This window comes from Pseudomonas sp. SDO5532_S415 (assembly GCF_054071155.1).
This window is the reverse complement of record NZ_JBSVWS010000174.1, coordinates 1-12021: the sequence shown is the minus strand read 5'-3', so window position 1 is coordinate 12021 and position 12021 is coordinate 1. Positions and strand designations below refer to the sequence as shown.

Sequence of the window (12021 nt, the reverse complement as noted above, 5' to 3'; positions counted from 1 at the left end):
GAACTCATCTGGCCTGTGGGAGCGAGCCTGCTCGCGAAAACGATCTGACAGTTCCTGCAAATCAAAGCGACCGCGCAATGATCTCCTTCATGATTTCATTGGTCCCGGCATAAATCCGCTGCACCCGCGCATCCGCCCACGCCCGGGCAATCGGGTATTCCCACATGAACCCGTAGCCGCCGTGCAACTGCACACACTCATCGAGCACCTTGCATTGCAGGTCCGTACCCCAGTACTTGGCCATCGCCGCCGTGGGCACGTCTAGCTTGCCTTGCAGGTGCAGTTCCAGGCAACGATCGACAAAGACCCGACCGATCTGAATTTCGGTCGCCATCTCCGCCAATTTGAAACGGGTGTTCTGGAAATCGGCAATTGCCTTGCCGAATGCCTTGCGTTCGCGGGTGTAATCCAGCGTCCATTGCAACGCCGCTTCGGCTGAAGCCAGGCCGCCGATGGCCACGGTGAGACGTTCCTGAGGCAATTCCTGCATCAGGTAGGCGAACCCCATCCCGGCCTGGCCCAGCAAGTTCTCCTTGGGCACCCGTACATCCTGGAAGAACAGCTCCGACGTGTCCTGGGCCTTCATGCCGACCTTCTCCAAGCGCTTGCCCTTGTCGAAGCCCGGCGTATCGGCCTCCACCAGAAACAGACTGGTACCCTTCGCCCCCGCCTTCGGATCGGTCTTGGCGACGACAATCACCAGGTCAGCGAGATAGCCGTTGGTGATGAAGGTTTTCGAGCCGTTGATCACATACTCGTCGCCATCCAGCACCGCAGTGGTCTTCACGCCTTGCAGATCGGAACCGGCACCCGGTTCGGTCATAGCGATGGCAGTGACCATCTCCCCGGAAACCAGTTTCGGCAGGTATTTGTGTTTCAGCGTTTCACTGCCGTAATGCAGGATGTAAGGCGCAACGATGTCCGAATGCAGGGAGAAACCGATGCCGGTGAGCCCCAGGCGCCCCACTTCTTCGATCACCACTGCGCTGTAGAGAAAGTCCGCCCCCAGCCCGCCGTATTCTTCCGGCAGATGCGAGCACAACATCCCCGCCTCCCCTGCCTTGTTCCAGAGTTTGCGGTCGATATAGCCTTGTTTTTCCCATTGCCCATGGAACGGCACGGCCTCCTTTTCGAGGAACGTTCGCACGCTGTCGCGAAAAAGCTCGTGCTCGGAACTGAACAAGGTTCTGGGGATCATGCGGCACCTGTCGTTATTTTTAGAAGAGATTGACCTTCAGAGACTAAGCCCCGCGTCCGATACAGGACACTGGACACATCCGACAAAAAATAAGACGATCCAGCCGTCTGGTGACCACTTTCCCCTATAAGAATAAAGTTGAATTATGTCTAACCAAGCCTCCACGCCCCTGCGGCGCGTCAGCATCCTGGCCATCGACCGGGTTTTCGCCTCCACCCTCATGCAAGCCAAGGATTTCTTCCACCTCGCCAGCCTGCGCTATGGCAAACAGCTGGGCCACGGCCTGGTCCCGGCCTTCGAAACCCGACTGGTCAGCCCCGACGGCAAACCGGTGAACAGTTTCAGCGATGTGATCATGCCAGTGGACGGCGGACTGGAAAATGCCGACATCATTGTCCTCCCTGCGTTCTGGGACGACTTCGACACCCTGTGCCAACGCTACCCTCAAGTCTTGCCCTGGCTGCGCCAGCAACATGCCCGCGGCGCGGTACTGTGTGGCGAGGCCACCGGAGTGTTCTGGCTGGCCGAGGCCGGCCTGCTCGACGGCAAGGAAGCGACCACCTACTGGCGCTTCTTCAGTGCCTTCGCCGAACGTTTCCCGAAGGTTTACCTCAACCAGGACAAGCACCTCACCGACGCAGACAACCTGTACTGCGCCGGCGGCACCACCTCGGCTTGCGATCTGTATATCTACCTGATCGAGCGGTTCTGCGGCGCCAATGTGTCCCAGGCCGTGGCCCGGGATATTCTCTATGAAGTGCAGCGCAGCTACTCGCCGGGACGTATCGGCTTCGGCGGCCAGAAACTGCACCAGGACGTGATCATCCTGCAGATCCAGCACTGGCTCGAAGAACACTTTGCCGACAAGTTCCGCTTCGAAGACGTCGCCCGGGAACACGGCATGAGCATCCGCAATTTCATGCGCCGCTTCCAGACCGCCACCGGCGACAAGCCGCTGCACTACCTGCAACGCCTGCGCATCGAAACCGCCAAGGGCCTGCTGTCCGGCAGCCGCAAGAGCATCAAGACCATCAGCTATGAAGTGGGTTACGACGATGCGAGTTTCTTTGCCCGGCTGTTCCGCCAACATACTGAACTGTCGCCCAACCAGTATCGGCAGCAGTTTCAGCAAGCGGCGTAGCACTTTAAGTAAACACAAATCCCCTGTGGGAGCGGGCTTGCCCGCGATGGCGTCGCATCATGCAACATTCACTTTGCTGGCACTCCGCTATCGCGAACAGGCTCGCTCCCACAGAGGTTGTAGTGAGCCAAACAGAGCGTACAAAAAAGGCCTGCAATGCAGGCCTTCTTATTTCAGGTTTCTTTTTCCTACGTAATAAATCGAATTCAGTGCGCTGTAGCACCGGAATTTGCTCATATTCGCACATTGCCCAAAACTCCAAGCTGTTTCCCTGCAAACACCATCAGTTAATCAGGGAAGATCAACAGTGACTATTGGATCAAGCTACAACTACCCTTCATATGTATCCCGCGATGGCGCTCGAACGAAGCGCTCGACTGCAAACAAATGGGCAGCACGTTTCCCTAACCCACCAGACTTGTGCTTTGACTATCGAACGCTGGTCGAACAGGAAAATGGCATCGCAAGGGCAACTGACCCACAGCACAGAATCTGCATCATCGGCGCAGGAGTAACTGGACTGACTGCCGCTAGAGAACTTTATCGTTGCGGTTTCACCAATATCACCCTAATCGAACAATCCAGACGTATAGGCGGCAGGCACCTGACCGTTCCTGGCAGTCGAAACGCCACAGCGGCTCATACACCGTTTGAAATGGGCGCCATGCGGATGCCCTTCTTCAACCGGGCTGACGAGGCACCGACAGAAGGCCGTTCGCTGATGGCGTACTACGCTAAAACGTTTGACTTGGTGTTATCCGACTTTGCCAACCCCGGAAGCCAATGGGTCAGCTCGACAGGCATCTATCTTCGCGAAGGCAGTGTGGGCGGTGGATCGGCGCCGCAAATGTTGATCTGGAAAAACCAGGATGGCTTGACCCCTCCTCCCGGCGAAGAACTTCAAAAGGTCTACGCCAAGTGGAAAGCCTTTGCCGATCGTATGACCCGGCACGTCGCGGAGGTTTACGCCAGCCCCGAATGGGAGACGATGTGGGCCGCAATCGTCGACAAGTATCAGAGTATTTCATTTCGAGATCTGGTCAGTATGCCGGCCTTGCAAGCCTGGGACAGAGGGTCGCCCGGTGATTTTGGCGGGATGGGCATGTCTGCCGAGGAGTCGGCTATTTTCTACGCGATAGGCATCGGTGATGGCAGTTGGGGAGCCTTTTATGATGTCTGTTCCCTTTATCCCTTGCGTACGGCCATATTTGGATTCAGCAGCCAACTGCAACTGATACATGGTCGGGTGGACCCAAAGGGCGACCCGCTGGACTCTCCCCACTTGAGCAGCGAAGCCGTTTTTGACTCGATGGGGCTGAGTTTCGACAGACCTCGCTACGTTGGGCTTGCTGCTTTGGATGAATGCCTGATGTTCATGGACATCGACCAAACCGGCAAGTCCGTCTATGAATACATCCGCGAAAGGAACAACGGGTTACTCACCGATTCATCAGTTACCAAACTTAAGAAACTAAGTAACCAAAAAATACGGGTGTACTTCAATTGGAAACACAGCCAACCCGAACAAACCCAAGAGCGCTTCGATGACTTTGATTCGGTCATCGTAACGCTCCCTTCCTGGCTGATCGAAACTCGGATCAAGCTCGATAACTTCAATCAGGAGATGCTGCCTTTCGAGACAATCAATGCCTACAAAACGGCGCACTGGGAAACCAGTTGCAAGGTCTTCGCGCCGTTAAAAAAATCATTTCTTTCGACAAACACCAAAATCCCGCAAACCATTGTCACCGACAGTTTTATCCATGATGTTTACACCTACCGTTACAATGATAACTACACCTATGACTGCATCCTTCTAAGTTACACATGGGAGGACGACGCCACCAAACTCGCCACTTTCACCGATAAAGAACTGGTAAGCAGATGCGCTAAAGAGCTGGATCGCATCCTCATGAACGCAACCAATATCCAGGAAAGGATTTCCCCTTATATCGGTATTGATCAAGCTGTAGTCCAACGATGGATAACCGATAAAAATGCCTTGGGTTGTGCAAAATTATACCGCCCCGGCACCTACTACGATGCTGTCGGCCTGATGAAGTACAACCGGGACTTTGCGCATATATCAGGTTTGTATTTGTCCGGTGAATCATTTTCCGTCGATGCCGGCTGGACGGAGCCGTGTTTTCGCGGTGCCATTGATGCGGTCATTCATATCTGTAACAAAACCGCTGCGACCTTCAATGGCGGGTTCTCCATGAGTGATTACCCGCACTACCAACTCAAAACCTGACTGCCCCCATTTCAAAGCCATGGACATTATCCATGGCTCCTCCTTCCGTGCCTGCTACACAGTGCAGCCGATCATCTTGCTCATCCATCTTGGGAAATGGACTACGAGCTAAAAGGAAGTGGCTGACTTTCGCCAGATTCCTGATTCCCCTCTTATGACCACGTCATTAAACAGCGTGTAAAACAATAAAAAGAGGTCGTTAGAATGAGCGAGCCAACAAGCCCAGTTCGTGTAGCAGTCGTGCAATTCGATCCACAAGTCGGCATCGAAAAATGTCAAGGTAACCTGCGTCGCAGCCTGGAATTGGCACTTGAAGCGGTAAACGGCGGTGCGAATCTCATCGTTCTGCCCGAGCTCTCCAATACCGGCTATTTCTTCAGCAATCGGCAGGACGCTTTCGCCCATGCAGAGCCTGTTCCCGACGGGCCAAGCGTGCAGGCCTGGAGCGAATTCACCCGCAAGTACAACGTCTACCTCGTAGCCGGCCTGGTAGAGCGCGACGGCATGCGGCTCTTCAACACCGGCGTTCTGCTGGGTCCCGACGGATTTATCGGCAAATACCGTAAAGCCCACCTGTGGAACCTGGAAAAGCTCTGGTTCACACCGGGCGATTCGGGCTTTCCGGTTTTTGAAACCCCCATTGGCCGCATCGGGCTGTTGATCTGCTGGGACATCTGGTTCCCGGAGGTCCCGCGAATCCTCAGCCAGCAAGGCGCGGACATCATTTGCAGCCTGAACAACTGGGTCTGGACACCGCCGCCGCTATTCGATGATGCCGGTAAGTGCATGGCTTCGTATTTGACGATGACCGCGGCTCACGTCAACAACGTGTTTATCGCCGCCGCCAGCCGGATCGGCGAGGAGCGCGGCGCGCGCTACCTGGGTTGCTCGTTGATAGCCGGGACCAATGGTTGGCCAATGGGTGCCGTGGCTTCGGCAGACAAGCAGGAAATCCTGTTTGCCGATATCGACCTGACCAGCTCCCGCAGTGCGCCCATCTGGAACAATCTGAACGACCTGCATCGCGATCGCCGAGCCGATCTTTACGATCAGATGCTCGGCTATACCCAGCATTCCTGCCTCCCGCGCTGATTCAGGGAGCAGAACTTATGGAAATCACATCCGACAAAGCACAGCCAGTCCGCAGAACACCATTTGATACAGCAGTCGCCTTGCTGATGGTCGGCGCGACGTTGTTGATTATTTGGCTTTCATTCACTAACCGTTCCTTATGGTCCGCTCATTGGCCGAGTTACAGCGACATGGTGTCGGGGCTACCCGAGCCAAGTGCCTGGTTGCGCTGGGTGCTGGGCGACATCAGTGAAGTGGCTTTCTACAAACACGAGTTCGCCTCGATCGGTCTTTTGGCGGGGGCGTATTTGGCTTATTGGGCGAACAGAACAGCAAGATCCTGGCAAGGATTTGCCATTTCCTATGGGACTGGATTGTGGCCGTGGCTGATCACCAGTTCGTTGCTCGGGCTGCTGCTGAGTAACTTGATGTGGGGCTGGACGGTGACTGCCGATAGCTGGCAACCCACGTTTGCCGCGTTCGTCTCCCTGCCTGCGGCGATGGTGCTGATGTTTGGCGGTGGCTGGAAAGTCACCATCAACGGCGCAATCATGGGGGCTGTATTCGTCACTCCGATGTGTTTGCTGATCGTCAACTACGTGTGTAACCCATTGGCCTTGCCAGCAGTGATCGGCAATGTGCTGGGCATGGCGGTTGCCAGCGTCGTGGCGTTTCTGCTCTGCCGCTACTGTCCGAGCCTGGTGAGGTCCGGGCAATCCGGGACGCCCCCCGCCCCCACCACCGCCCCCGCTATCAAGGTCCCCGACTATGGCGTCGTTTGGGCCATGCGTCGGGTTTTGGCGGACTTCTCCGAAGCGCCGTTCTTTGGCAACGAACTGGCCAGTCTGGGCTTGTTACTGGGTGCATTGCTGGCATACAGCTTGAATCCCCTGAGCCCGGCGTACGGGTCGGACCTGCTGCTGCACATCATAGGTGCACAGGCATTGACCTCGGCCATCGGTGTGCTGATCTGGCGTCGACAATGGATGATGTGCGGCTGGTACCCCACTTACATCCCTCTGGTATCAGTGGTGCCCGCTGCGATCCTGGCCTATGGGGGCAGTTGGCAGATCATCATTTCCAGCGCGTTGCTGGGAGCATTGCTCGCGCCACCTCTGGCGAGTGCGATTGCCAAACGATTACCGGCCGACATGCACGCCTACATCGCCAATGTCCTGTCGATGGCAATCAGTACGTTACTCATCGTCCCGCTGATCGGGTACCTGATAGCGAACTGATGCACTCCGCCATTTGGCTGCATCGCGACCTGAAACCCGATGCAGCCTCTTTACATCACAAACAAGCGAGGTATGACATGGACCTGCCCAAACTGGCCATCGCGGCGCTCGGCGGCACGGTTAGCATGCAAGCAAGGCATACCGGTGAAGGTGTAATCCCGACCGTCAGCGGTGAAGCCCTGCTGGCCTCGATACCGGAACTGACGACGCTGGCCCAGGTGACCGTAGAAACCCTCGGCATGCTGCCCAGTGCTTCTCTGGATTTCGAATTTTTGCTGAGAGTGCTGTCCTGGGCGAAGTTTCAGGTCGACCAAGGCGCCGGCGGTGTCGTGGTCATTCAAGGGACCGACACTCTCGAAGAAGCCGCAGTGTTCTTTGATTACTTGTGGCCCCATGACATCCCCTTGGTACTGACGGGTGCCATGCGTTCGGCAGCACAGCCGGGGGCCGACGGCCCGGCGAATCTGCTGGATGCCTGCCGCGTCGCCCTGGCGCAGAGCAGCAGACAACGTGGTGTTCAGGTGGTGATGAACGGACAGATTCATCAAGCCTGTAGCGTACGTAAAGTGGACTCACTGGCGTTGCAGGCGTTTTCCTCTCCGATCGTCGGACCCGCAGGCCTGCTGTTGGAAAACCACGTTCTCTACCTGCACCCACCGCGACAACGCACGGTTTTGCCCTGGCCGCAACAGACTACACAGAAGGTTGCGATGCTTGAGACATCACTTTCAGCCGACACCCTGCTACTGGAGAATATGCTCACACTCGGTTACGACGGGCTGGTGATTGGTGGTTTCGGCGCCGGCCATGTCTCGCAGAGTTGGGCGACGGTGATTGAGCACCTCTGCGAAAGCATCCCTGTGATCATTGCGACCCGAACCGGTTCCGGCTCCACCGCACTCGCCTCTTACGGCTTTAGTGGCGGTGAGATGGATTTAATCCGCAAGGGCGCGTGGATGGCGGGTTTTCTATGTCCGCGCAAAGCAAGGATTCTGCTGTGGTTGCTGCTTGGCTGCCAACGACAGGACGAGTTGGCGCGGTATCTCGGCAGTGGCATCGATCTTCAACACTGACACACAGCCCTGTGGGAGCGAGCCTGCTCGCGAAAGCGGTGTACCCATCAAACATGGGTCGACTGACACTCCCTCTTCGCGAACAGGCTCACTCCCACAGGGTCCAGCGGTGATGTCATAAAAAAAGGCCTGCAATGCAGGCCTTTTCATTTACCGAACTTTGTTACGGCTTATGCGCCCGCGACAGGAATTCGTGGGACTGCATTTCCAGCAGCCGACTGAGCGTGCGCTGGAACTCGAAGTTCAGGCGTCCACCGGTGTAGAGATCCTTGAGTTCGACTTCAGCAGAAATGATCAGTTTCACGTTACGGTCGTAGAACTCGTCGACCATATTGATGAAGCGTCGGGCGATGTCGTCGGTGGTGACGCTCATCTGCTCGACACCGCTGAGCAACACGGCGTGGAAGATCTTGCCCAGTTCGATGTAGTCGTTCTGGCTGCGCGGGCCGTCGCAGAGTTCGCGGAAGTCGAACCAGGCCACGTCATCACAGGTGCGCACCGCACGGATCTCGCGGTTCTCGATCATCAGCACATCGTTCTCGATCGCTGCCGTGCATTCCGGGGTCAGCGCGCGGAAGCTTTTGCGCAGGCTTTCGTGGGACGCTTCGTCGAGCGGGAAATGGAACAGTTCGGCTTGCTCGAGGTGACGCAGGCGATAATCGACGCCGCTGTCGACGTTGACGATCTCGGTGTTCTGCTTGATCAGCGCAATGGCGGGCAGGAAACGTGCGCGTTGCAGGCCGTCCTTGTACAGGCCGTCCGGCACGATGTTCGAGGTGGCGACCAGGGTTACACCATTCTTGAACAACTCTTCCATCAACGTACCGAGGATCATGGCGTCGGTGATGTCGGAGACGAAGAACTCATCGAAGCAGATCACCCGGGCTTCGGTGGCGAAGCGCTTGGCGATGATGGTCAGCGGGTTTTTCTCGCCGCCCAGCGTCTTCATCTCTTCGTGCACGCGCTTCATGAAGCGGTGGAAGTGAGTACGGGACTTTTCCTTGAACGGCAGCGCTTCGAAGAAGGTGTCGACCAGGTAAGTCTTGCCGCGACCTACGCCGCCCCAGAAGTACAGGCCCTTGACCGGCGCCTGATCCTTCTTGCCAAACAGTTTGCCCAGCAGGCCCGGTTTGTTCTGCTCGGCCGCGACCAGGTCGTCGTACAGGCGCTGCAAATGACGCACAGCCGTTTCCTGCGCGGCGTCATGGAAAAATTCCGGGCGTTTCAGATCAGCTTGATATCGTTCTAGGGGCGTCATAATTCGTTAGCAAGGCAACAAAAACGGGCCGACACTGTAGCGATGGCCCGTGGGAATGGCAATCGGCCCTTGGTAGGACCGAGCCGTGGATTATTCCGGAACCGGCGTCAGAGCAATTCGCAACGCCTCTACCGCAGCGTCCCGAGCGGTGCTGTCAGCGAACGCTGGGCTATCGGCAACGCACTCGCCTTCCAGCCAGACGCTGAAGCTCAGGGCTTCACTGCGCACGTCCAGAGCCTGACCCGATTGCAGCTGTTTGGTCACTTGTCCGGCGGTTTTGCCGTCGGCGAAGTTACGCGACAGCAGCAGTTGCTCGCCATCGGCGGCCAGCAGGCGGAAGCGGAAACTGCCGTCGTCTTCGCGGAAGCTGACAAAGCGCGCGGCCTTCGCGGCTTTCTTCTTGGTGGTGGTCGCCACCTGCGCCTGAGCCACGAAAGAACGCAGGCCAACAGCCTCGCGCAGTTCGTTGAGGAACGGCGTCGCCACCGCACGGGCCTTTTTCGCACCGTGCTGCAAGATGTCTTCCAGATCCGCCGGGCGCTCGATCAACTGGTGATAACGCTCGCGAGACTCACCCAATTCATTGTCCAGCAATTGGAACAGGCGATTCTTCGCCTCCCCCCAACCCAGGCCCTGCAACAATTCGCTGCGGAACTCGTCGGACTGTGCCGGAGTGGCAAATGCCTGGAACAGGGTGAACAGGTGCGAATTGTCCGGATCTTTCGCTTCGCCCGGCGCGCGGGAGTCGGTGACGATCCGCGAAATCGCGTCCTTCATCTCTTTGGCGCCGCTGAATAACGGAATGGTGTTGTCGTAGCTTTTCGACATCTTGCGGCCGTCGAGGCCCGGCAGCGTGGCCACGCTTTCTTCGATCAATGCCTCGGGCATGGTGAAGAACTCTTTGCCCCGGCCAAACAGATGGTTGAAGCGCTGGCCGATGTCCCGCGCCATTTCCACGTGCTGGATCTGGTCACGACCGACCGGCACCTTGTGCGCGTTGAACATCAGGATGTCCGCGGCCATCAGCACCGGGTAGCTGTACAACCCCATGGTAATGCCGGCGTCCGGGTCTTCTCCGGTCTCGACGTTCTTGTCCACCGAAGCCTTGTAGGCGTGGGCGCGATTGAGCAGGCCCTTGGCCGCGACACAGGTCAACAGCCAGGTCAGCTCGGGGATTTCCGGGATGTCGGACTGGCGGTAGAAGGTTACGCGGTCCACATCCAGGCCACCGGCCAGCCAGGTCGCGGCGATTTCCAGGCGCGAGCGCTGGATGCGCAGCGGGTCATCGCATTTGATCAGGGCGTGGTAGTCGGCCAGGAAATAGAACGAATCGGCATTGCTGTCACGGCTGGCGACGATCGCCGGGCGGATGGCACCGGCGTAGTTGCCCAGGTGCGGCGTGCCGGTGGTGGTGATGCCGGTGAGGATGCGGGTACGGGTCGTCATGGGTAATCGCTTGTCAGACTGCAATCAATTCGAGAGACGCGGCAGGATCAGATCCTTGAGATCGGTCAGCTTGCCATGAAAAAAGTGTCCGCATTCTGCCACTTTCAGCAGCTCATGGGGACGTTCGAGCTTGTCGGACCACTGGTAAACGACTTGCGGATCGATGACTTCGTCGGTTTCCGGCTGGATCAGGGTCAGTTCGCCGTGTTGCGGCAGTTGATCCTGATCCCCCAGGCGCATGACCGCCGGCGCGACCATGAACAGGTGTTTGAGCCGCTCGCCTTGCGCTTCCAGGCGTCCGCCGAGACTTGCGGCAACAAAACCACCGAAGGAGAAACCGAACAGGGTCAGGGGCAAGTCGGGGTGTCTGGCCCGAAACCACTCGGCCACGGCCTGGGCATCATCGACTTCGCCGGTGCCCATGTCGTGGGTGCCTTCGCTGGCACCGACACCGCGGTAGTTGAAACGCAGCGTGATCAAACCGGCGTCGCGAGCAGTGCGCTGCAGGGTCGAGACCACTTTATTGAGCATGGTGCCGCCCTGCACCGGGTTCGGATGGCAGATCAGCGCCAGACCGCGCGGCTGCTCATTGTCCAGGTAAAGTGCTTCCAATTGCCCGACCGGGCCGTTAATCACTACAGGGGTTTCACGCATAAGCAAGGAAGGAACTCCGTGACCTCGAATCGGGTCGACTCGTCTAGCAAATTGTCTGTAGCTGTCCATTGCGAGTGAATCGCGGTATACAGCGCAGGTTCGAGCCGTTAACGTAAAGCAAAGCCGTTTATAGAGGAAGGACTCGTGGAACACTCGCTCTTAGTTTGGTTGTTGCCGACTCTTGCCCTGGTTGTGGGTGTCGCCATTGGATTCCTGATCGCTCGCCTTGCGCCGAATGCCGCGCCTAGCAGCACGCAACGTCAGCTGGACGATATTCAGGAACGTTTCGACAGTTATCAGAACGAGGTGGTGACCCACTTCAACAGCACTGCGACACTGGTCAAGAAACTGACTCAGAGCTATCAGGAAGTGCAGGATCATCTCGCCGAGGGTGCCAACCGCCTGGCCCTGGACGAGCAGACCCGCCAACGCTTGCTGGCCTCCCTGCACGCCGACGCGGCGCAGGCTCCACGGGAACGCCTGACGCCACCGCGCAATCAGGAACCACCGCGCGACTATGCACCCAAAGCCCCGAATGCCCCGGGCATGCTCGATGAGCATTATGGCCTGAAGAAGTAATTAGACTTCGCGCCAATAAAAAGCCCCCGGACGAGTGATCGTCCGGGGGCTTTTTTGTTTCTGTTTTTTTGGGTGCCAGTTCTGACCTCTTCGCGAGCAGGCTCGCTCC

Annotated in this window: 10 protein-coding genes; 6 read left to right on the top strand and 4 right to left on the bottom strand. The window is 57.4% G+C overall.

Going from position 1 to position 12021, the window contains the following annotated elements:
- Positions 1-61: 61 nt before the first annotated feature.
- Complete coding sequence (locus tag ACW9HW_RS25505; RefSeq protein ID WP_095192979.1) at positions 62-1198, bottom strand: acyl-CoA dehydrogenase family protein; 1137 nt, start codon at positions 1196-1198, stop codon at positions 62-64.
- 220 nt (positions 1199-1418) lie between these two features.
- On the opposite strand from ACW9HW_RS25505, the gene ACW9HW_RS25500 reads away from it, so the two are divergent.
- The 5 genes from ACW9HW_RS25500 (at position 1419) to ACW9HW_RS25480 (ending at position 7975) form a co-directional block, all read left to right on the top strand.
- On the top strand, positions 1419-2339 hold the full coding sequence (locus ACW9HW_RS25500) for a GlxA family transcriptional regulator (RefSeq protein ID WP_170948633.1): 921 nt from the start codon (positions 1419-1421) through the stop codon (positions 2337-2339).
- Between the two features lie 307 nt (positions 2340-2646).
- The gene (locus tag ACW9HW_RS25495) at positions 2647-4593 is read left to right on the top strand and encodes a flavin monoamine oxidase family protein (RefSeq protein ID WP_095192977.1); all 1947 of its coding nucleotides are present in this window, start codon (positions 2647-2649) and stop codon (positions 4591-4593) included.
- A 204-nt stretch (positions 4594-4797) separates the two neighbouring features.
- Positions 4798-5685, top strand: coding sequence for a nitrilase family protein (locus ACW9HW_RS25490; RefSeq protein WP_095192976.1), 888 nt, complete (start codon positions 4798-4800; stop codon positions 5683-5685).
- A gap of 17 nt (positions 5686-5702) precedes the next feature.
- The gene (locus ACW9HW_RS25485; protein ID WP_095192975.1) at positions 5703-6902 is read left to right on the top strand and encodes a threonine/serine exporter family protein; all 1200 of its coding nucleotides are present in this window, start codon (positions 5703-5705) and stop codon (positions 6900-6902) included.
- Between the two features lie 77 nt (positions 6903-6979).
- A complete protein-coding gene (locus tag ACW9HW_RS25480) occupies positions 6980-7975 on the top strand; it encodes an asparaginase (protein WP_095193285.1) in 996 nt (331 codons plus the stop codon).
- 163 nt (positions 7976-8138) lie between these two features.
- On the opposite strand, the gene zapE is transcribed toward ACW9HW_RS25480, so the two are convergent.
- The 3 genes from zapE to ACW9HW_RS25465 form a co-directional block, all read right to left on the bottom strand.
- Positions 8139-9233 (bottom strand): cell division protein ZapE, encoded by a 1095-nt coding sequence (zapE, locus tag ACW9HW_RS25475; RefSeq protein ID WP_095192974.1) that lies wholly within the window; start codon positions 9231-9233, stop codon positions 8139-8141.
- Between the two features lie 90 nt (positions 9234-9323).
- Positions 9324-10679, bottom strand: coding sequence for a tryptophan--tRNA ligase (locus ACW9HW_RS25470; protein ID WP_457402064.1), 1356 nt, complete (start codon positions 10677-10679; stop codon positions 9324-9326).
- Positions 10680-10703: 24 nt separating this feature from the next.
- Positions 10704-11333, bottom strand: coding sequence for an alpha/beta hydrolase (locus ACW9HW_RS25465; protein ID WP_095192972.1), 630 nt, complete (start codon positions 11331-11333; stop codon positions 10704-10706).
- A gap of 144 nt (positions 11334-11477) precedes the next feature.
- Between ACW9HW_RS25465 and ACW9HW_RS25460 the strand changes: the two genes are divergently transcribed.
- Entirely contained in the window at positions 11478-11912 is a 435-nt protein-coding gene (locus ACW9HW_RS25460) for a YhcB family protein (protein WP_047533043.1), read from the top strand.
- Positions 11913-12021: the final 109 nt, after the last annotated feature.

Bases quoted from the DNA above. Each gene is read 5' to 3' on its own strand.
- ACW9HW_RS25505 (WP_095192979.1), bottom strand. From the start codon at position 1,198: ATGATCCCCAGAACCTTGTTCAGTTCCGAGCACGAGCTTTTTCGCGAC.
- ACW9HW_RS25500 (WP_170948633.1), top strand. From the start codon at position 1,419: ATGCAAGCCAAGGATTTCTTCCACCTCGCCAGCCTGCGCTATGGCAAA.
- ACW9HW_RS25490 (WP_095192976.1), top strand. From the start codon at position 4,798: ATGAGCGAGCCAACAAGCCCAGTTCGTGTAGCAGTCGTGCAATTCGAT.
- ACW9HW_RS25485 (WP_095192975.1), top strand. From the start codon at position 5,703: ATGGAAATCACATCCGACAAAGCACAGCCAGTCCGCAGAACACCATTT.
- ACW9HW_RS25480 (WP_095193285.1), top strand. From the start codon at position 6,980: ATGGACCTGCCCAAACTGGCCATCGCGGCGCTCGGCGGCACGGTTAGC.
- zapE (WP_095192974.1), bottom strand. From the start codon at position 9,233: ATGACGCCCCTAGAACGATATCAAGCTGATCTGAAACGCCCGGAATTT.
- ACW9HW_RS25470 (WP_457402064.1), bottom strand. From the start codon at position 10,679: ATGACGACCCGTACCCGCATCCTCACCGGCATCACCACCACCGGCACG.
- ACW9HW_RS25465 (WP_095192972.1), bottom strand. From the start codon at position 11,333: ATGCGTGAAACCCCTGTAGTGATTAACGGCCCGGTCGGGCAATTGGAA.